The 19,934-nt window shown below is 73.9% G+C and carries 14 protein-coding genes; 7 read left to right on the top strand and 7 right to left on the bottom strand.

The window, feature by feature from the left end; translation table 11 throughout:
• Positions 1 to 25 precede the first annotated feature (25 nt).
• The 3 genes from ACQB60_RS42085 to ACQB60_RS42075 are packed head-to-tail and all read left to right on the top strand — an operon-like array spanning position 26 to position 2,867.
• Positions 26 to 865: an ABC transporter ATP-binding protein gene (locus ACQB60_RS42085; protein ID WP_496931400.1), complete on the top strand. Its 840-nt coding sequence runs from the start codon at positions 26 to 28 to the stop codon at positions 863 to 865.
• Entirely contained in the window at positions 862 to 2,232 is a 1,371-nt protein-coding gene (locus ACQB60_RS42080) for a hypothetical protein (protein WP_496931385.1), read from the top strand. Before ACQB60_RS42085 ends, ACQB60_RS42080 begins: the two co-directional genes overlap by 4 nt.
• Positions 2,229 to 2,867 carry a hypothetical protein gene (locus tag ACQB60_RS42075; protein WP_496931384.1) on the top strand — a complete coding sequence of 213 codons (639 nt, stop codon included), beginning with the start codon at positions 2,229 to 2,231 and terminating at the stop codon, positions 2,865 to 2,867. The genes ACQB60_RS42080 and ACQB60_RS42075 overlap by 4 nt, the downstream gene beginning before the upstream one ends.
• Here ACQB60_RS42075 and ACQB60_RS42070 read toward each other — a convergent pair.
• On the bottom strand, positions 2,819 to 3,703 hold the full coding sequence (locus ACQB60_RS42070; protein WP_496931383.1) for a rhomboid-like protein: 885 nt from the start codon (positions 3,701 to 3,703) through the stop codon (positions 2,819 to 2,821). The genes ACQB60_RS42075 and ACQB60_RS42070 overlap by 49 nt on opposite strands.
• Before the next feature lie 92 nt (positions 3,704 to 3,795).
• Positions 3,796 to 4,038 (bottom strand): hypothetical protein, encoded by a 243-nt coding sequence (locus ACQB60_RS42065; RefSeq protein ID WP_496931382.1) that lies wholly within the window; start codon positions 4,036 to 4,038, stop codon positions 3,796 to 3,798.
• A gap of 8 nt (positions 4,039 to 4,046) precedes the next feature.
• On the opposite strand from ACQB60_RS42065, the gene ACQB60_RS42060 reads away from it, so the two are divergent.
• The 4 genes from ACQB60_RS42060 (at position 4,047) to ACQB60_RS42045 (ending at position 10,715) form a co-directional block, all read left to right on the top strand.
• The gene (locus ACQB60_RS42060; protein ID WP_496931381.1) at positions 4,047 to 4,742 is read left to right on the top strand and encodes a spermidine synthase family protein; all 696 of its coding nucleotides are present in this window, start codon (positions 4,047 to 4,049) and stop codon (positions 4,740 to 4,742) included.
• A gap of 66 nt (positions 4,743 to 4,808) precedes the next feature.
• Positions 4,809 to 5,549 carry a response regulator transcription factor gene (locus tag ACQB60_RS42055; protein ID WP_384842611.1) on the top strand — a complete coding sequence of 247 codons (741 nt, stop codon included), beginning with the start codon at positions 4,809 to 4,811 and terminating at the stop codon, positions 5,547 to 5,549.
• Between the two features lie 13 nt (positions 5,550 to 5,562).
• Positions 5,563 to 6,642: a sensor histidine kinase gene (locus ACQB60_RS42050; RefSeq protein ID WP_496931380.1), complete on the top strand. Its 1,080-nt coding sequence runs from the start codon at positions 5,563 to 5,565 to the stop codon at positions 6,640 to 6,642.
• A gap of 266 nt (positions 6,643 to 6,908) precedes the next feature.
• Entirely contained in the window at positions 6,909 to 10,715 is a 3,807-nt protein-coding gene (locus tag ACQB60_RS42045) for a multifunctional oxoglutarate decarboxylase/oxoglutarate dehydrogenase thiamine pyrophosphate-binding subunit/dihydrolipoyllysine-residue succinyltransferase subunit (protein WP_496931379.1), read from the top strand.
• Positions 10,716 to 10,807: 92 nt separating this feature from the next.
• Here ACQB60_RS42045 and fxsT read toward each other — a convergent pair whose 3' ends face one another.
• The 5 genes from fxsT to ACQB60_RS42020 all read right to left on the bottom strand — a co-directional run bounded on the left by fxsT (position 10,808) and on the right by ACQB60_RS42020 (position 19,934).
• Positions 10,808 to 13,666 carry an FxSxx-COOH system tetratricopeptide repeat protein gene (fxsT, locus tag ACQB60_RS42040; protein ID WP_496931378.1) on the bottom strand — a complete coding sequence of 953 codons (2,859 nt, stop codon included), beginning with the start codon at positions 13,664 to 13,666 and terminating at the stop codon, positions 10,808 to 10,810.
• Between the two features lie 70 nt (positions 13,667 to 13,736).
• The gene (locus ACQB60_RS42035) at positions 13,737 to 14,963 is read right to left on the bottom strand and encodes an FxsB family cyclophane-forming radical SAM/SPASM peptide maturase (protein ID WP_496931377.1); all 1,227 of its coding nucleotides are present in this window, start codon (positions 14,961 to 14,963) and stop codon (positions 13,737 to 13,739) included.
• The gene (locus ACQB60_RS42030) at positions 14,960 to 15,115 is read right to left on the bottom strand and encodes a hypothetical protein (protein ID WP_496931376.1); all 156 of its coding nucleotides are present in this window, start codon (positions 15,113 to 15,115) and stop codon (positions 14,960 to 14,962) included. Before ACQB60_RS42030 ends, ACQB60_RS42035 begins: the two co-directional genes overlap by 4 nt.
• Positions 15,112 to 18,927, bottom strand: coding sequence for an SAV_2336 N-terminal domain-related protein (locus ACQB60_RS42025; RefSeq protein WP_496931375.1), 3,816 nt, complete (start codon positions 18,925 to 18,927; stop codon positions 15,112 to 15,114). Before ACQB60_RS42025 ends, ACQB60_RS42030 begins: the two co-directional genes overlap by 4 nt.
• A 5-nt stretch (positions 18,928 to 18,932) precedes the next feature.
• Positions 18,933 to 19,934 carry an AAA family ATPase gene (locus ACQB60_RS42020; protein ID WP_496931374.1) on the bottom strand — a complete coding sequence of 334 codons (1,002 nt, stop codon included), beginning with the start codon at positions 19,932 to 19,934 and terminating at the stop codon, positions 18,933 to 18,935.

Below are 19,934 nucleotides of genomic sequence, written 5' to 3'. Positions count from 1 at the left end.
CCCACCACCGCCCTCGACCGAGGCGCTGCGCGCCGCTCCTCCTGACCCTGCCGTCCGCGTCAGCGGGCTCACCGTCCGCCACCGCAGGACCCTCGCCCTCGACGCGGTCGACCTCGGCTTCGGCACCGGCGTGCACGGCCTGCTCGGCCCGAACGGGGCGGGCAAGACCTCGCTGATCCGCGTCCTCGCGACGGTCGCGAAGCCGGACGGCGGGCGGGTCGAGCTCTTCGGCGCCGACGTGGCCGGGCACCGCGAGCGGTCCGCTGCGCGGCGCCGGCTCGGCTATCTGCCGCAGGAGTTCGGGTACTACCCGGGCTTCACGGTGCGGGAGTTCGTGGCGTACGTCGCGTGGCTCAAGGAGATGCCGCCCGCGCGGACGGCGGCCGCGGTGGAGCGCGCGGTGCGCCGGGTCGGGCTCGCCGACCGCATCGACGCGAAGGTGAAGACGCTCTCCGGCGGCATGGTCCGCCGCGTCGGCATCGCGCAGGCCGTCGTCAACGACCCCGACGTGCTGCTCCTCGACGAGCCGACCGCCGGGCTCGACCCGGAGCAGCGCGTCGCATTCCGGACGCTGCTCCAGGAGTTGGGCACGGAGGCGACGGTCGTCGTCTCCACGCACCTCGTCGAGGACGTGGCCGCGGCCTGCACCGAGGTCACCCTCGTCGAGGCGGGCCGGGTCGCCTACCGCGGCACGCCCGCGACGCTCGCCGGCCTCGGCACCGAGACCGCCGGAGCCACCGACGACGGCTCCGGCAGCCCCGGCGGCAGCCCCATCGAGCGCGGCTACACGGCGGCCCTGCGCAGCCACCGGTCGGGCACGGCAACGGCCACGGCCCCCAACTCCCGCACAGAGGGCGCCCGATGACCCTCCTCGGCGCCTCCCCCGCACCCGGCACGGCGCCCACCGCCCCCACCCCCCTCTCCCTCCGCCTGCGCGCCCACCCCCTCACCACCGAACTCCGGCGCGGCATCGGCCCCTGGTCCGGGCTCGCCGTGGTGGCCGTCGTCGCGTTCGGCATGGGCGCCCACACCAACGACTGGCAGGGCCACTGGGCCCGCACCTGCGACCTGCTGCGGTCGTCGGGGCTGCTGCTCGGCGGGCCCCTCGCCCTCGCCGCGGGGTGCTGGAGCGGCGGCCGTGAGCGGCGCCGGCGCACCGGTCCGCTGCGCGCCTCGCTGCCCCGCACCCCACTGCGCCAGACCCTGCTCGCCGCCGCGCCCACCGCGTTCTGGCCCGCCGCCGGATATCTGCTCGCGGCGGCCGGCTCGCTCCTCGCGACCTGGCCGTACGCGGGCGGCGGCAGCCCCTTCCTGTCGCTGATCGCGGCCGACGCGGTGGCCCTCGCCTCGCTGTCGCTGATCGGGTTCGTGGCGGGCAGGGTCGTCCCGTGGCGGCTCACCGCGCCGCTGCTCGCCGCGCTCGGCTACCTCGCCCTGGGCGCCCCCACCTACTCGACGCGCGACGCCCGCTGGCTGAGCCCCGCCCTGGAGCACAGCTATGACTGGGACCGGCCGGTGTGGTGGTTCGGGGCCGCCGCCGTGGTGTGGGCGGCGGGGATCGCGGGCGCCGTGCTGCTCGGGTACGCCGCCCGCGTGCGCGCCGTCGCCCTCGTCCCGCTGGCCGCCGCGGCCTGCGCGGGCGCGCTCCTCGTGCACACCGCCGACGACCTGTGGCGCCCCGACCCCGAGGCCGCCGCCCTGGTCTGCGACGGCGGCACGCCCCAGGTGTGCGTGACCGCCGTCGAGAGCAAGCTGCTGCCCGACGTGAGCCGGGCGACGGCGGGCTTCCGGGCGAAGCTGCGCGGCGTCGGGGGTGTGCCGGAGCGGCTGGTGGGCGGGCCCTGGGACGCGCGGCCGAGGCAGCGCGACAAGCCCCGCTACGCGCCCGCGAAGGGCGCGGACCGGCTCGCGGGACTGGATTTCTCGGTCCTCCGCGACCACCTCACCGACCCCGACTTCTACGCGAACACGGCCGCGGGCGAACTGTTTCAGGACCGGGACTGCACGAGCGCGGAGGTCGACGACGGCAACCGGTACGGGGAGCGCGCCACGAACATCAGCGACGCCGTGCTCCAGTGGCTCGCCCCTGTGCCCTCCTTCTCGTACTACGGAGAGGGCGCCGAGCGGCAGTTGAAGAAGATCGAGGCGATGTCGGACAAGGAGCGGAAGGCGTACCTCACGCGGTACTTCGCCGTGGACTCCTGCGACCCGGAGCAGGTGCCCGTGCCATGACCGGTCTCCCTCTCACCCACCGCAACGGCGCCTTCCTCTACGCCCGTTCCCGCGCCCTCCCTCTCACCCTCACCACCCTCGCCGGGGCCGCCGCCGTCGCCGCGTGGGGCGCGCACTGGCTGCAGGAACAGCTCGGGTACGGGGGCAACGCCCGGGTCCCCGTGGTGGTGCTCGCCCCGCTGCTCGCCGCCTCGGCGATCGGCACCGGACTGCACAGCCACAGCGACGACCTCGACCGCACGGCCGTGCGCCCCTGGTGGCCGCGCCGGGCCGCTCAACTGCTCGTCCTGACTGCCCTGGCCGCATGCCTGCTCGCGCTCGCCGTGCCAGGGGATCCGGGGCGGTGGGGCGCCGCCGCGATCGTCCGCAACGCACTGGGCGACACCGGGCTCGCGGCCGCGTCGGCGGCCCTCCTCGGGGCGCGCCTGAGCTGGCTGCCGGTCACGGTGTACGGGAGCGCCGTGTACCTCGCGGCGCCGAGGGAGGCGGGGGGTGCGCCCGCCGTGTGGGCGTGGGTGATGCAGCCGGGGCCGCAGGGGGCGGCCTGGGCGGTGGCCGTGGGGCTGTTCGCCGCGGGCGGGGTGCTCTACGCCTTGCGCGGGGCCCGCCCGGAGGAGCCCGGTCCGCGGGCCTGACGCCAGCGCCGCACCAGCGGCCAGGTGGAGACGCCGATCACCAGGGACAGCAGATGGCCCCAGTTGGTCATCGGGTCGGTGAAGGCGATGAGGTCGTCGACGAGCATCCAGCCGAACCCGGCGAGCACCGTCCAGCGCAGCCACGGCGTGAGCAGCCCGGCGAGCGCGCCGACGCTGGCGGCGACGCCGAAGCTGATGCCGTAGTCGAGCCGGTGCAGCGAACTGTCGGGCAGATGGCCCGCCAACACCGAGAGCCCGACCGGCACTTCGGTGGCCAGCGTCGCCACGACGTGCCCGAGCAGGAAGACCCCGGCGGTGCGCAGCGCGCCGATGCGGCGTTCGAGCGCGGTCAGGACGAGCAGGAACCCGATGGCGTACGGGGAGGTGATGCCGCCCGCGATCCACAGCGCGCTGGCGACGAGGACGAGCAGCGGCTGCTGCGTGAGGTGCGCGACGTCCGTGCTGGAGCCCTGCTGCAGTCCGGACACGAAGGACGGGTCGGCGTACTGCGCGAGCAGCGAGGTCGCGGTGAGCACGGCCGCGTAGCCGAAGGTGAAGGGCGTGCCGGTGGGCGTCGGCAGGATGCGCCAGGGGCGCAGCTTCCGCCAGGAGGCGGTGCGGGCGCACGCACCCGCGGCCGGAGCCGCGGCCTCGGCGACGGCGGCAGCGCCCTGGGCAGCCGCACCCGGATCCTGGTCCACCGCATCCGGCGCACTCACCACAGGAGGTCTCACGCCACCGGCCCGGCCCTGCTGGCGCGGGATCCCGTCCAGCGGCGGCGCGTCGGTGGTCGAAGGCTCGGCGGTCGCCGCGGCAGCGGTGGAACTCAAGTTCACAGTGAGGCGCTCCTTCCGTCTGCGCCCACCCTTTGCCCAGTTTTGCGGCGCTGTCTATGACCGACGCCACGTGAGGCGCGATTCACAGAAGTTCACAGCAACCTCTCAGGCCGGTCCCGCGTTGCGGGCAGCCCCGAACCGTCCGCCGTGAGCGACCTCAGGAGCCGGTCCACGTAGGCCCGCAGACGCGCCGTCATGTCGTAGTGCTCCGGGTCGAGCGCACTGGAGAAGCCGCACTGCGCGAAGTGCTCGACGGCCCGTCCAGGGTCGCTCCGGCCCGCGGATCCGAGCGGGCTCTCCCCGTCCTCACCGCGGGGGACCGCACCCGGCCGCATGGGTGAGGATGGGGAGCATGCACGAAGACACCAACGCCCCGGTCGTGCTCGACCGCCGCGAAGGCCCCTACGGCGAGGTCGTGCTGCGCCGCCACGGCGCGCTGCTGCAGATCATCGCCAACGGCACGTTCCTGATGGACACTTCGGACGGCCGCTCCGAGCGCCTCCTCGTCGACGCGGCCCGCGACGCCCTGGACGACCGCCCCGCACCGGGCGTCCTCATCGGCGGCCTCGGCGTCGGCTTCTCCCTCGCGCACGCGGCCGCCGACCCGCGCTGGGGCCGGATCACCGTCGTGGAGCGCGAGCCCGCGATCATCCACTGGCACTGCTCCGGACCCAGGCCGCCCCTGTCCGCCCTCTCCCGCGAGGCGATCGCCGACCCGCGCACGAGCATCCGGTTCGTGGACCTCGTCGACTACGTACGGGAGTCCGCGGACACCTACGACGCCCTCTGCCTCGACATCGACAACGGCCCCGACTGGACCGTCACCGACGGCAACGACAGCCTCTACTCCCCCGCCGGACTCGCCGCCTGCCGGGCCCGCCTCACACCCGGCGGCGTCCTCGCCGTCTGGTCCGCGCAGCCCTCGCCCGCTTTCGACGACGCTCTACGGAATGCCGGGTTCCAGCAGGTACGTACGGAAGAGATCCCCGTTGCCCGGGGCGTACCGGACGTGGTCCACCTCGCCGTAAGGGCTGCGTAGCCGAGGTGCGGTCACGCCCCGTACTCTGCTGACCGAACACCAAGCGATCAGTGTCAGGGGCGGGCGATGGAGCAGACACACACCTCCCACAACGGCGCCACGGCGGCGATGCCCGGCGCGCAGCGCCGGGTGCTGGTGGTCGAGGACGATCCGACCATCGTCGACGCCATCGCCGTGCGGCTGCGGGCCGAGGGTTTCGTGGTGCAGACAGCGGCCGACGGCCCCTCGGCCGTCGACACCGCCCAGGCGTGGCAGCCGGATCTGCTGATCCTGGACGTCATGCTGCCGGGCTTCGACGGCCTGGAGGTCTGCCGCCGCGTGCAGGCCCAGCGCCCCGTGCCGGTCCTCATGCTGACCGCGCGTGACGACGAGACGGACATGCTGGTCGGGCTCGGCGTCGGCGCCGACGACTACATGACCAAGCCGTTCTCGATGCGTGAGCTGGCGGCCCGGGTGCACGTCCTGCTCCGGCGGGTCGAGCGGGCCGCCCTGGCCGCGACCACGCCGCGCTCCGGCATCCTGCGCCTCGGCGAGCTGGAGATCGACCACGCCCAGCGCCGGGTCCGGGTGCGCAGCGAGGACGTGCACCTGACGCCCACCGAGTTCGACCTCCTGGTCTGCCTCGCCAACACGCCGCGCGCGGTGCTCTCCCGCGAGCAGCTCCTCGCCGAGGTCTGGGACTGGGCGGACGCCTCGGGCACCCGTACCGTCGACAGCCACATCAAGGCGCTGCGCCGGAAGATCGGCGCGGAGCGGATCCGCACGGTGCACGGCGTGGGGTACGCGCTGGAGACCCCCACTCCGTGAGGGCGGCCGCGAGATGAGCGGGCCCTTCGGAGCCCTGAGGCCGTTCTCCATCAAGACCAAGCTCGGCGCTCTGGTCGTCGTCTCGGTCTTCATCACCACGGGCCTGCTCGTGGTCGCCATGAAGACCGAGACCGAGCTGCGCTTCATCACGGTCTTCTCGGTGATCGCGACGCTCCTGATCACCCAGTTCGTGGCGCACAGCCTCACCGCGCCCCTCGACGAGATGAACTCGGTGGCCCGCGCCGTCTCGCACGGCGACTACACCCGCCGCGTGCAGGGCGCCGACCGCCGCGACGAGCTGGGCGACGTGGCCACCACCATCAACCGCATGGCCGACGACCTGGAGGCCCAGGACCAGCAGCGCAAGGAGCTCGTCGCCAACGTCTCGCACGAGCTGCGCACCCCCATCGCGGCCCTGCGCGCGGTCCTGGAGAACGTCGTGGACGGCGTCGTGGAGGCCGACCCCGAGACCATGCGCACCGCCCTGAAGCAGACCGAGCGCCTGGGCCGCCTGGTCGAGACGCTCCTGGACCTGTCCCGGCTCGACAACGGGGTCGTGCCCCTGAAGGCCCGCCGCTTCGAGGTCTGGCCCTATCTCTCGGGCGTCCTGAAGGAAGCCAACATGGTGGCCTCCGCGCGCAAGGGCATGCCGTCCGGCTCCGGCAGCCACACCCGTACGGACGTCCATCTGCACCTCGACGTCTCGCCGCCCGAACTGACGGCGTACGCGGACGCCGAGCGCCTGCACCAGGTCGTCGCGAACCTCATCGACAACGCGGTCAAGCACAGCCCGCCGCACGGCCGCGTGACCGTCCGGGCACGCCGCGGCCCCTACCCCGAGTCGCTCGACCTGGAGGTCCTGGACGAGGGGCCCGGCATCCCCGAGTCGGAGTGGCACCGGGTCTTCGAGCGGTTCAACCGGGGCAGCGGCGCGGGCGCGGTCCCGCACGGCCCCGGCAGCGACGGCGGCACCGGACTCGGCCTCGCCATCGCGCGCTGGGCGGTCGATCTGCACGGCGGCCACATCGGGGTGGCCGAATCCTCGCGGGGCTGCCGGATCGAGGTCACCCTTCCGGGCCTGCCCGAAGACTGAACTTGACGTAGGGTTCGAACCGGGCCGGGCATCGCGCACACGACGGAGCCGATGGTCAGGCACGCAGCCGCGGGGCGACACACCCACGCGGCTCCCCACGTGTACGAAACCTCGCTTGTTTCCCGCCATTCACAGCCCCGAAACCCACGATCCAGTGTGACTTACGCGACGGATGCAGGGCCCGGCCTGCACCTGGCGAGGTTGGGGGCGTAGCCTTTATTTCCGCTGTCCATCACCTTGTGAAGCGGAAGAGGGCGGTTACCGCCGTGTCGCCACAGTCCCCCAGTAACTCGAGCATCTCCACCGAGACCGACCAAGCCGGGCAGGGCAAGAACCCTGCCGCAGCCTTCGGTCCCAATGAGTGGCTCGTCGACGAGATCTATCAGCAGTACCTCCAGGACCCGAATTCGGTCGACCGTGCCTGGTGGGACTTCTTCGCCGACTACAAGCCAGGGGCGGGCGCCACCGCCGCTCCGGCGAAGCCGTCGGGCAACGCAGCCGCGGGGGCTGCGTCGACCACGTCCCCGGCCGCACCGGCCGCACCCAGTACTCCCGCAGCGCCCGCCGCGCCCGCAGCCCCTGCCGCTGCGAAGCCCGCGGCCGCCGCCCCGGCCCCGGCCAAGGCCGCCCCGGCCGCTCCCGCCGCGAAGCCCGCGGCCACTAAGCCCGCCGCCAAGACGGAGCCCGCCACGGAGGCCCCGGCCGGTCCCGAGTACGTGACGCTGCGCGGCCCCTCCGCCGCCGTCGCGAAGAACATGAACGCCTCGATCGAGGTCCCGACGGCGACGTCGGTCCGCGCGGTCCCGGTGAAGCTGCTCTTCGACAACCGCATCGTCATCAACAACCACCTCAAGCGCGCCCGCGGCGGGAAGATCTCCTTCACGCACCTCATCGGGTACGCGATGGTGCAGGCCATCAAGGCCATGCCGTCGATGAACTACTCCTTCGCGGAGAAGGACGGCAAGCCCACCCTGGTCAAGCCGGAGCACGTCAACTTCGGCCTCGCCATCGACCTGGTGAAGCCCAATGGCGACCGCCAACTGGTTGTAGCGGGCATCAAGAAGGCCGAGACGCTCAACTTCTTCGAGTTCTGGCAGGCGTACGAGGACATCGTCCGGCGCGCCCGCGACGGCAAGCTCGGCATGGACGACTTCACCGGCGTCACGGTCTCCCTGACCAACCCCGGCGGCCTCGGCACCGTCCACTCCGTGCCGCGCCTGATGCCCGGACAGTCGGTCATCATGGGCGTCGGCTCCATGGACTACCCGGCCGAGTTCCAGGGCACCAGCCAGGACACCCTCAACAAGCTCGGCATCTCGAAGGTCATGACGCTCACGTCGACCTACGACCACCGGGTCATCCAGGGCGCCGCCTCCGGCGAGTTCCTGCGCATCGTCGCCAACCTCCTCCTCGGCGAGGACGGCTTCTACGACGAGATCTTCAAGGCCCTGCGCATCCCCTACGAGCCGGTCCGCTGGCTCAAGGACATCGACGCCTCGCACGACGACGACGTCACCAAGGCCGCGCGCGTCTTCGAGCTCATCCACTCCTACCGGGTCCGCGGCCACGTCATGGCCGACACCGACCCGCTGGAGTACCGCCAGCGCAAGCACCCCGACCTGGACATCACCGAGCACGGCCTCACCCTGTGGGACCTGGAGCGGGAGTTCGCGGTCGGCGGCTTCGCCGGCAAGTCGATGATGAAGCTCCGCGACATCCTCGGCGTCCTGCGCGACTCGTACTGCCGCACCACCGGCGTCGAGTTCATGCACATCCAGGACCCGAAGCAGCGCAAGTGGCTGCAGGACCGCATCGAGCGCACGCACGCCACGAAGCCGGAGCGCGAGGAGCAGCTGCGCATCCTGCGCCGCCTGAACTCCGCGGAGGCGTTCGAGACCTTCCTGCAGACGAAGTACGTCGGCCAGAAGCGGTTCTCCCTGGAGGGCGGCGAGTCCGTCATCCCGCTGCTCGACGCGGTCATCGACTCCGCCGCCGAGTCCCGCCTGGACGAGGTCGTCATCGGCATGGCCCACCGCGGCCGGCTGAACGTCCTGGCGAACATCGTCGGCAAGTCGTACGCCCAGATCTTCCGCGAGTTCGAGGGCAACCTCGACCCGAAGTCGATGCACGGCTCCGGCGACGTGAAGTACCACCTGGGCGCCGAGGGCACCTTCACCGGCCTGGACGGCGAGCAGATCAAGGTCTCCCTCGCCGCCAACCCCTCGCACCTGGAGGCGGTCGACCCGGTCCTGGAGGGTGTCGTCCGCGCCAAGCAGGACGTCATCAACAAGGGCGGCACGGACTTCACCGTCCTGCCCGTCGCGATCCACGGCGACGCGGCCTTCGCGGGCCAGGGCGTGGTGGCCGAGACGCTCAACATGTCGCAGCTGCGCGGCTACCGCACGGGCGGCACGGTCCACGTCGTCATCAACAACCAGGTCGGCTTCACGGCGGCGCCCGAGTCCTCGCGCTCCTCCATGTACTCGACCGACGTGGCCCGCATGATCGAGGCCCCGATCTTCCACGTGAACGGCGACGACCCCGAGGCCGTCGTCCGCGTCGCGCGGCTCGCCTTCGAGTTCCGCCAGGCGTTCAACAAGGACGTGGTGATCGACCTCATCTGCTACCGCCGCCGCGGGCACAACGAGTCGGACAACCCGGCGTTCACGCAGCCGCTGATGTACGACCTGATCGACAAGAAGCGCTCGGTGCGCAAGCTCTACACCGAGTCCCTCATCGGTCGCGGCGACATCACCCTGGAAGAGGCCGAGCAGGCCCTGCAGGACTACCAGGGCCAGCTGGAGAAGGTCTTCACCGAGGTCCGCGAGGCCACCTCGCAGCCCGCCCCGGCCGAAGTCCCGGACGCCCAGGCCGAGTTCCCGGTGGCGGTGAACACCGCGGTGACCCAGGAGGTCGTCAAGCGGATCGCCGAGTCCCAGGTCAACATCCCCGAGCACGTCACCGTCCACCCGCGCCTGCTGCCCCAGCTGCAGCGCCGCGCGGCCATGGTCGAGGACGGCACGATCGACTGGGGCATGGGCGAGACCCTCGCCATCGGCTCGCTGCTCCTGGAGGGCACCCCGGTCCGTCTGGCGGGCCAGGACTCCCGCCGCGGCACGTTCGGCCAGCGCCACGCGGTGCTGATCGACCGGGAGACGGGCGACGACTACACGCCGCTCCTGTACCTCTCGGACGACCAGGCGCGCTACAACGTCTACGACTCCCTCCTCTCCGAGTACGCGGCGATGGGCTTCGAGTACGGCTACTCGCTGGCCCGTCCCGAGTCGCTCGTCATGTGGGAGGCCCAGTTCGGCGACTTCGTGAACGGCGCGCAGACGGTCGTGGACGAGTTCATCTCGTCGGCGGAGCAGAAGTGGGCGCAGACGTCCGGCGTCACCCTGCTCCTCCCGCACGGCTACGAGGGCCAGGGCCCCGACCACTCGTCGGCCCGCCCGGAGCGCTTCCTCCAGCTGTGCGCGCAGAACAACATGACGGTCGCGATGCCGACCCTCCCGTCGAACTACTTCCACCTCCTGCGGTGGCAGGTGCACAACCCGCACCACAAGCCGCTGGTCGTCTTCACCCCGAAGTCGATGCTGCGCCTGAAGGCCGCGGCGTCGAAGGCGGAGGAGTTCACCACGGGCGGCTTCCGCCCGGTCATCGGCGACGAGTCGGTCGACCCGGCGGCGGTCCGCAAGGTCGTCTTCTGCGCGGGCAAGGTCTACTACGACCTGGAGGCGGAGCGGGTCAAGCGCGGCGCCACGGACACGGCGATCATCCGCATCGAGCGTCTGTACCCGCTGCCGGGTGCGGAACTCCAGGCGGAGATCGCCAAGTTCCCGAACGCGGAGAAATACCTGTGGGCCCAGGAAGAGCCCGCGAACCAGGGCGCCTGGCCCTTCATCGCGCTCAACCTGATCGACCACCTGGACCTGGCGGTCGGCGCCGACATCCCGCACGGCGAGCGCCTGCGCCGCATCTCGCGGCCGCACGGCTCCTCTCCGGCGGTCGGCTCCGCGAAGCGCCACCAGGCGGAGCAGGAGCAGCTGATCCGTGAGGTCTTCGAGGCATAGTCCTCGAGCGGACCCCAACGGATTGCCGGGGCCCGGCCCCGAGTCAGCGACTGACTCGGGGCCGGGCCCCGGCGTATGCGCGCTGCCGCCCGTCAGATCGGCTGGGCCTCGAAGTCCCAGCCGGTCTCGCCGGGGACCAGGCGGGCCTGCCGGATCCCCAGGGTCAGGGGGTGGTTCTCGCCGAGGGCGCGCACCGAGCGCCGGGCCGCGTCCCGGGCCAGGGCGCGGGACTCCTCGGGCTCACCCGCTGCCGCCAGCGCCGCGACCCCGTTGCGGGCGCTGCCCACCGCCCAGGGGTGGTCGGGGCCCACCGCCGCGTCCATCTCCGCCATCGTGCGCCGGGACAGGTCGAGCGCGGCCCGGTGGTCGCCGAGGTCACGGAGGATCGTGGCCACGTTGTCGCGGGTTCCTATCGCGTACGGGTGGGTGTCACCCATCAGCGTCGCGTACCCGTGGGCGGTGGCCTCCGCCAGCTCCCGGGCCTCCTCCAGGTGGCCAAGGCCGCGCAGCAGCATGGCGTAGTCGCCGGTGATCATCAGGGCGTCGGGGTGTCCGCGGCCCCGGCGGCGCACCACCTTCTCGCGGACCTCGTGCATCATGGCCTGCGCGGACCGGGGGTCGCCGGTGCGGCGCACGCACAGCGCGAGGTTGTGCTCGGCGTACACGGTCTGGCTGTGGCTGTGGTCCAGGACCTGGCTGTGCAGCCGGGAGTTGTGCTCCTGGATGCGCTGCGCCTCGGTGTAGTCACCGCGCAGCCGCAGCATCCAGGCGGTGCGCAGCGCGGAGTGCAGCGTCAACGGGTTCTTGCCGCCGAGGAGTTCGACGCGGGCCTCGAAGATGCGGCGGTGCAGTGCGAGTGCCTCGGCATAGCGGCCCTGCAGGCCGATGGTGACGGCGAGGTTGCTGCGGATGGCGAGGGTGCGCGGCACCATGTCGCCGCCCAGCTCCGCCGCGGCCTGACCGGCGGCCGCCTCGAAGAGGGCGTGCGCCTCGTCGTAGCGGCCCAGCGCCATCAGGGTGCCGCCGAGACCGTCCTTGGCGCGGATCAGCTCGATGGGGCGGACGTCGGCCGTGCTGCTCAGCCGGTGCAGGATGTCGCGCCCGAGGGTCTCCGCGTCCTGGTAGTTGCCCAGGCTGCGCAGCATGTTGGCCTGCTGGTGGACGGCGACGAGCACGGCCCGGTCGGTGGGTCCCGACACCGGGCGCCAGCGCTCGACGGCCTCCTTGCTGAGCCACCAGCCGTCCCGCTCCTCGCCGCGCATGCGCAGGTATTCGATGCAGTTGAGGACGAGGTCACGGACGTCGTCGTCGGTCGACTCCAGGGCGCCGGAGGGCTCCAGGTGCGGGATCAGCTCCGCGTAGCGCGCCCAGTTCGCGGCGGACGCGGGGTCGCGGGGGTCGGCGGTGACGAGCACCTTCCGGGCGGCCTCGGAGTAGCGCCGGCGGTCGTGCGGGGACTGGATGCCGACCACGTAGCGGTGGAAGAGCCGGTGCATGCGCAGGGTGCTGACGCGCTGGGTCTCCATGGGGCCCGGCTCGTACTCGACGCGCATCGAGGTGATCTCGGAGAGCCTGCGCAGCGCGGTGTTCCAGCTGCTGGGGTCGGAGACCAGGTCGGCGAGCGGGCGGGGCAGGTCGCCGTGGCGCGCCGTCTGCAGCAGGCGGACCGGGACGACCTCCGGCGAGAAGCAGGCCAGGAGGTTGAGCAGCTGCCAGGCGGTGGCGGCGCCGTCGCGCAGGGTGTTGAGGGTCTTGGCCCAGGCGACCTGGAAGGACTCCGGGTAGTCCCGGGACTCCATGATGCCGAAGCGGTCGGGCTTGCCGCCGCGGATGTCCTTGATGTAGCCGGGTACGTCGGCGGTCGGGGTGACGTCGAGCCAGGCCGCCATCTGGTCGAGGAGCAGCGGCATGTCCTCGACGGCCTCGGCGAGTTGGGTGGCGTCGCCCTCGGTGAGCCGTGCGGCCCTGCGGCCGACGAAGGCGACGCTCTCCCGGCGCTCGAAGGCGGGCACGGGCACGGCCGCGTCGGCGTACCCCGCCCAGTCGGCGTGCAGCGTGGTGACCAGGACGCGGCCGCGCCCCTCGGGAAGGAGGTCGGCCACCGTGTCGGGGTGGCCCGCCCCGTCGAGGACGAGCAGCCAGGGGCGGGCCGTGCGGGCCAGTTCGCGGCGCACTGCGCGGATCGCCTCGTCGAGCTGCCCGGACACCTCGATGCCGAGGTCGGGCGCGAGGGCGGCGAACTGCTCACGGGCGATGACGCGCTCCACCGCGGTGACCCACCACACGATGTCGAATTCGCCCGCGAACCGGTGAACGTATTCGAGGGCGAGCTGGGTCTTGCCCATCCCACCGGGCCCGTGCAGGACCAGGGTGCAGCCCTCGGTGCCGGCGGCGCCGAACGCGTCGTGGACGGTCTCCAGGAGCCGGGTGCGGCCGGTGAAGCGCCGGTTGCGGCGCTGGACGTTCCACACGTCGGGCAGGTCGTCGGGGAAGCGGGGGCCGCGCGCGAGGGCGACGAGCGTGGCCGGGGCGGGGATGCCCGCGCACTCCAGGACACGGCTGCGGGCGACCTCGGGACGCAGGCCGCGCAGCTCGACGGGGGCGAGGGCGACGACGGCGACGGGCAGCGGCTGCGCGGTGACGCTGACGGCCGCGACGCGGTCGCGGTGTGCGGGCAGGACCTCGCGCAGGACGGCGGCCCACGCCTGGAAGCGCTCCTCGCCGAGCTTCTCGTACCAGTCGTCGATGATCAGCAGGACGCGGCCGGGGGCGGCGAGCAGATCGGTGAGCGCCTCGGGAGTGGGGGGCCGCTCCAGCGGGTTCCAGCGGACCAGCGCGGTCGCGCGGCCCGCGCCGCGGATCTGGTGCTCGATCCAGGCGGCCCACGACTCGCTCTGGCCCGCGAAGACCACGGTGACATGCGGCCGCCGCTCCACCGTCGCTTCCGCCATCCGGACCTCTCCTCGGCTGAACCTGGCACGGGTGTGTGCAGGGGGTACCCAATTGTGCGTCAAAAGAGTGTCAGCCAGGGCTTGTTGAGGCAGAAGTGAGCCGCCCCGCGACATGCCGGACGAGCCGCTCCAGGTCCGCGCAGTACACGCTGGGGTGCAGGAAGCCGCTGCCGGGCGCGTAACGGTGCACGTAGTTCCCGCCGCCGCACACCCGCACCACGGGGCAGTCCCGGCACGCGGCACAGCGCCCCTCGATGCCCAACTGCCGGGCGGCGACGCCCGGGTGGCGCAGCGCCGCGTCGAAGGAGTGCCGGAAGACGTCGAGCCCGGTCTCCGGCGCCCCCGGGTAGGCGGACTTGAGCGAGTCGACCTGCTCGATCGCCCCGTCCGTGTCCACGACGACGGCGGCGAGCGGCGAGAGCCCGACGGCCTCGGCGGTGCTGTCCAGGCCGAGCAGCAGCGCCGCGATCTCCCGGAAGAGCCGCACCCGGGCCCGCATCCGCCCCGCGTCCCACCAGGCGTCGAAGACGGCGGCCAGCCAGTCCCCGTACGGCGTGGGCCGCGGCCGCCACCGCCCGGGCCGGGTCTCGGCCGCGAGTCCGGGCGGCGGCGTGGCCCAATTGCCGTGCGGGAGAAGGAAGTCGATGCCGGGCGGGGCGAGGCCGAGCAGCGACTCGTAGACGTCGACGGGGTCCGTCCGCGGATCGATGGTGCACAGGATCCCGGCGTACGAGGCGGGGTGCGCGGCGAGCAGTCGCGCGGCGGCGCGGGCGGCGGGCCAGGCGGGACGGCCCGCGCGGTCGGCGCGGGCCACGTTGTGGGCGGCGCGCCCGCCGTCGAGGCTGAGCCCGACCCGCACCCCGGCGGCCGCGAGCCGGCCGAGCGCGGCGGCGGTGAGCAGGGTGCCGTTGGTCTGCACGGTGGCGGCGACCTCGCACCCGGCGGGCACGGCCTCGCGCACCGCCGCCACATAGTCGAGCAGCGGCCCCGGACCCGCCAACAGGGGCTCCCCGCCGTGCAGTTCGACGCGGATGCGGCGCAGCCGGTGAGCGGTGACGTGGTCGGCGATGCGGGCGGCCGCGGCCCGCATCGTCACGGCGTCGGCGCGCGCGGGCCGCTCGCGCCAACTGGTGTCCGGGGAGCGGTAGATGTAGCAGTACGCGCAGTCGAGGTTGCACCGGCCGTGGACCTTCAGGACGAACTGCCTGAAGGGCGTGGGGCGGTGACCGCTGAGGTCGAGAGCGGCGTGCGGCCACCGCGGGTGCCGGACGGGCGGCGCCCCGGACGGCCGGGTCACGGGGCGTCTTCGTACTGGGCGCAGACCGGCTCCCCGGCGGCCGCGCGCTCCGCGAGTTCGCCGAGGAGCGCGGCGTACACGGGGTGCGTGGTGTCCTGCGGCCGGGGTATCGCGGGCAGGGGTGTGTCGTGGGGATCGGCGGGGGTGGTCACGCGTGGCCGCCGAGGAGCTCTTCGAGGCGGCTGACCGCGGCGGCCAGCTCCTGGACGCGGGCCGGGTCCGCGCCGGTGTCGCCGTGGCGGGCCAGTGCCCTGCGGTAGGAGTCCAACGCCGCCTCGGGGTCGTCGAGTTGCTCCAGGACCTCGCCCCGGGACTGGAGCGCCTCGGCCTGGATGTCGCCGTACCCGGCCTCTGCGGCGGCCCCGGCGGCGCGGGAGTAGTACTCGGCCGCCTGGCGCAGCTGCTCCAGGGAGTCGGTGCGCGCGGAGAGCAGGGTCGCCACCTCGCCGCGCTTGAGCCAGCAGACGGGCAGGAGGTGCGGCTGGACCGGGCGGACGCGGCGCAGGGTGCGGACGATGGCGCTCAGGATCCAGTCGGCCTCGTACAGGTCGGCGAGGACCTCCTGCACCCGGAAGCGCTCGATGTACGCGTACGCCAGGTGCATCCGGACCTCCTCCCGCTCGGGGTGGTCGCCCGGCGTCGACTCGTACGCATCCCGCAGCGCACGGACGGCCGCGTCCGTGTCGGCGGCGGAGTTCTCGGCGAGGCCCCGGTAGACCAGCGCCTCCCCGAGCCGGGCGAGCAGCGGGGCGCGGCGCGGGTCGTCCGCGCCGACCAGGATGAGCGCCGAGTCCAGGCTCTCGACGGCGAGTTGGAGCTGGTCGGCGCGGTCGGTGAAGCGGTAGCGGGACCAGTGGGCCTCGGCCTTGCGTATGTGACAGACGAGGGTGAGCTCCTCGTCGTCCCCGGACGCGTCCAGGGCCTCCCCCAGGGCGGCGAGCACCATGCGCCGGCCCCCTTCGTCGGCCTCGTCGTCCCGCGAGAGCCAGAGCGCGTCCGCGATGTCCAGCCACGTCTGGGCGAGTTCGGCGCCTTCCAGGCTGCCCTGGGCGACGGCCGTGCGCAGGTCGTCGGTCGCGTCGCTCGCGAGGGCATGCGCGTCGACCTCGGCGCGGGGGTCGAGGGCGGTCTCGCGGGCGACCTCGCCCGTCCCGTCGTAGTGGCGGGCGAGGCGCAGCCGGTGGCGTCCGCGCAGCAGGTAGCCGTCGGCGGGGTCGGGGCCCTCCGTGAGGGTGCCCGCGGCGTCGACGGCGCGCAGCATGTAGTGCTCGTACCAGTCCTGGGCGCTCCGGTCGGCGGCGACGCTGAGCGGCTCACGGCCGCGCCGGTCGAGGGCCTCCATGACCCGCTCGGCCTCGGCCCGGGTCGCGTACCGGCCCACGCGGAAGCGGTTGCCGTTGTCGTCGTGCCGGATGACGAGCCAGGACAGCTGCCCCGCCCCGGCGGCGGGGCGGGTGCCGGGCACGGGCAAGTCTCCGGCCCCCTCGTCCAGCTCCTGCCGCGGCACCATGCCGCGCCCGGACGGATACCCGGCTCCGCCGCCGCCCGTCCCGCCCGTCCGCTCGCCGCTCCCGGTGGCGACTCCGCTCTCGACGTGCTCCACGCCGTACCGGGAGGCGGCGGCGGACGACAGCCCGCCGCCGTCGGCCGGAGCCTGGCCCCGACCGGCCTCGTCGCGCGCACTCGCCCCCGGGGCCTGGTAGGCGTCCCCAGCGCCGATCCGGCCGCCGCCCTCCACCACCCGCGCCGCGACCACCGCGAGCTGCCCGAGCGCGACCGCGAGGCTGCGCGTGGCGGGCCAGCCGAGGTCCGCCTCGTCGTCCAGGTCGGCATCGGCCGCGAGGACGCCGAACTCGATGACCGCGTCCCGCAGCAGGATGAACTCGACCCACAGCAGGGCCGGTCCGCCGTCACCCGCGTGCTCGGCGGCCTCCTCGCGCACGTACGAGGGGACCACTTCCGCGCCGAGCCCCGCCCGCTCCACCTCCTCGGCGAGTTCCACGAGGACCTGGCCGAAGAGCAGCGCCCCGCGCGGCGCGTGCGGGCCGCGGGCGGCGGCCGTGTCGAGGGCCGCCCGCAGGTCGGCGGGATCGCGCCGGACAGCCCACCGCAGCAGCAGCGCCTCGCCCAGCTCCGTGAGGTCCGCGCCCGGCGCCTGCCCGCCGCCCACGGTCTGCGCCTGCACCAGCGCCTCGAACAGGCCCACCGCGCGGTCGAGTTCACGCGCCTGCCCCTTGCGGGCGTACTGCCGCCACGCCTCCCGGGCCCGCTCCCGCAGCGGCGCCACGTCGGGCGTGCCGCGCTGCCCCTGGGCCGGCTCCGGTACCCGTACCGGCTCCCGCGGCAGGAACCTGCGCAGCACCTCCCCGGAGACCTCCGCGAACGCCCGCAGCACCGGGTGGTCCGCGGTGGCCCCGCGCTCGGCCGGCTGGTCCGGCTCGGCCGCGTCGCCGAGGAGCGCCACCGCCGTCGCGGGGAAGTTGTGGACGGTGCGCCCGAAGCGCCGCTCCAGGTAGTCGGAGCAGTGCTTCTGCAGCAGCCGTACGTCGTCCTCGGCGAGGTGGTCGAGGAGCGCGGCCTCCACGCCGTCCAGGAACTCGTAGCCGAGGACTTCCGGTTCGGCCTGGCGCTCGCTGCGCCGCAGCAGCCCGCCGAGCAGCACCTCGGCGAGCACCTCGGGCCCGCTGCCCGCGAGCATCGCGCGCTGCACCAGCTGCATGACGGGCAGGATCGGCGGCACCGCCGACAGATACACGGCGAGCTGCCACGCCGGTCCCGACGCCGTCCGCTTGAAGGCCCGCACCCGCTCCGCGCCACCGACCTCCTGCCGGGCCCGCACGGGCGCACCGGAGGGCGCGTGACCCGGCAGGGCCCACCCGGCGGCGCCCTCCAGGCACTGTCCGGTCGCGCCCGCGACGAGCCCCGCCCAGCCCTCGACGGCGGAGCGGCGCAGCGCGAGCACCGGGACCGGGATGCCCCCGCCCGGGGCCCGGCCGCCATCCGCGGGCTCGAACTCCAGCCGCCCGGCGGGCCCTTCGCACCGGTGCAGCAGTCCGCGGCGGGCCGGGAGGTGGGTGCGCAGCCACATGCGCTGGGGCAGCGGCTGGACGACGGCGACCGGCGCGAGGGCGCCCCACCGGTGGAGCAGCCGCTGCATCCGGCCGCTGCGCCACATCGGTCCCGCGCAGTCGCTGAGCACGAGTGTGAGACGGCTGCCGGTGGGGTCGCTGAGGCGGCCGGGGTCCTGGAGCGGGGTGCCGGGCCGGGCGGTGGCGGCGTGTCCGGGGCGCCCGCCGGGTCCCTCGTGCAGGAACTCCACCCGCACCTCGCGGAACGCCCCGGAGCGCTCGCAGACCTGCCGCAGCTCGCCAAGTGCCTGTTCCCACACGACCGTCGAGGTCGAGATGTCCATGAGGAGCAGCAGCCGGGCCGCGCGCCGCCGGGCGTGCCGCAGGACGGGCACGAGCAGCCCGGTGTCGGCGGCGCGCTCGGCGGTCGCCTGTTCGTCCAAGTGGCGCGGGACGGGCCGGACGGGAGGGCGGTAGCGCTGCAACGGCCGCAGCGCGCGCTGCAGTCCGAGCGGGTCGGGCAGCACCGCGGCGGCGGGCACCCGCACGGGCACGCCCCGGCCGCCGGGTTCGCCCTCGCCGGTGGTGGGCGCGAACAGCCGGGCGCGCCCCGCCTGTTCGGGCACCCGTGCCGAGCCGGTGTCGAGGCGCGGCTCGGGCGGCCGGAGCATCGACTGGCCGCCCAGGCTGCCGCCGCCTCCGGGTCCGGGCGGCGGCAGGGGCTCGGCGGGCCGCAGCTTGCGGGCGCCGCTGCGCCCGGCGACCTGCCCGGCCAGCCACAGCGTGTCGGCGAGCTCCTCCGCTCCGGGGGCGAGCCCGGCCTCCCGCAGCCGCGCGACGAGCACCGCGAGCGCGCGGCTCGCGGCGGCGTCGGGTCCGGGCGGGGAGGCGGTCACTCAGGTCACCGGGGCCCGCGGTCGAGGGGCCGAAGGAGCAGCCCGGCGATCTCCTCGCGCCGCCCGGGCTGCTGCCGGGCGGCGTGCTGGGCCAGGAAGATGGCGTTCAGGAGCTGGTCGGTGGGGAGCAGGGTGCCGTCCGACTCGGCGTCGGTGAACTGGTCGACGATGTCGATGTTCTCGTCGTACGCGTCGAGCCCGAAGTGGGCCAGGACCATCGCGGCGAGCCGCTGGTCGCGCGGCGGCTCCAGGTCGAGCGAGACACAGCGGCGAAGGAGCGGCCCGGGGAACTCCCGCTCGCGGTTGCTGGTCATGACGACGACGGGGAAGGCACGACAGCGCACCCGCCCCCGGGTGACGGGCACCCGGCGCCCGTCGTCGGTGAGCACGTGCACGGTCTCCTGGCCGGGCCGGTCGGCGATGCGCTCCAGCTCCGGGATGCCGAACTCGCCCTCCTCCAGCACATTCAGGAGGTCGTTCGGCAGGTCGATGTCGCTCTTGTCGAGCTCGTCGATGAGCAGCACGCGCGGCCGTTCGGCGGCGATCAGGGCGGTGCCGAGCGGGCCGAGCCGGATGTAGCGGCCGATGTCCTCGGCCTGGTCGCGGCCGAGCTGGTTGTCCTGGAGGCGGCCGATCGCGTCGTACGAGTAGAGGCCGTCCTTCAGTTCGCTGCGGCTGACGACGGCCCACTGCAGGACCCGGCCGAGGCCCAGCTCATGGGCGAGGGAGTGCGCGAGGGTGCTCTTTCCGGAGCCGGGCTCACCGGTCACCAGAAGGGGGCGCCTCAAGTACAGGGCGGCGTTGATGAGTTCAAGGGTCTCGGCGTCCTGGACGGACATCGGGACGGCGCTGGAGCCGAGGCGGCGCTGGGTGGCGGTGTCGATGTCCGGGACCTCGTACGGGACGGGCTCGGCGTCGAAGTCGCGCCAGGGCGGCGGCGCGGGCCGCCGGTCGATCTTGTCCGGATCCGGACCACCGACACCCTCGTAGATGAACCATCCGGTCAC

The organism is Streptomyces odontotermitis (assembly GCF_050510915.1).
In the GTDB taxonomy this organism is placed as follows: domain Bacteria; phylum Actinomycetota; class Actinomycetes; order Streptomycetales; family Streptomycetaceae; genus Streptomyces.
Note: the sequence above shows the minus strand (reverse complement) of the source record. Positions and strands in the feature narration are given on the sequence as shown.

What these genes read in the sequence shown, in the direction of transcription:
- ACQB60_RS42080 (WP_496931385.1), top strand. Translation starts at nt 862, where the DNA reads ATGACCCTCCTCGGCGCCTCCCCCGCACCCGGCACGGCGCCCACCGCC.
- ACQB60_RS42075 (WP_496931384.1), top strand. Translation starts at nt 2,229, where the DNA reads ATGACCGGTCTCCCTCTCACCCACCGCAACGGCGCCTTCCTCTACGCC.
- ACQB60_RS42065 (WP_496931382.1), bottom strand. Translation starts at nt 4,038, where the DNA reads ATGCGGCCGGGTGCGGTCCCCCGCGGTGAGGACGGGGAGAGCCCGCTC.
- ACQB60_RS42060 (WP_496931381.1), top strand. Translation starts at nt 4,047, where the DNA reads ATGGGGAGCATGCACGAAGACACCAACGCCCCGGTCGTGCTCGACCGC.
- ACQB60_RS42055 (WP_384842611.1), top strand. Translation starts at nt 4,809, where the DNA reads ATGGAGCAGACACACACCTCCCACAACGGCGCCACGGCGGCGATGCCC.
- ACQB60_RS42050 (WP_496931380.1), top strand. Translation starts at nt 5,563, where the DNA reads ATGAGCGGGCCCTTCGGAGCCCTGAGGCCGTTCTCCATCAAGACCAAG.
- fxsT (WP_496931378.1), bottom strand. Translation starts at nt 13,666, where the DNA reads ATGGCGGAAGCGACGGTGGAGCGGCGGCCGCATGTCACCGTGGTCTTC.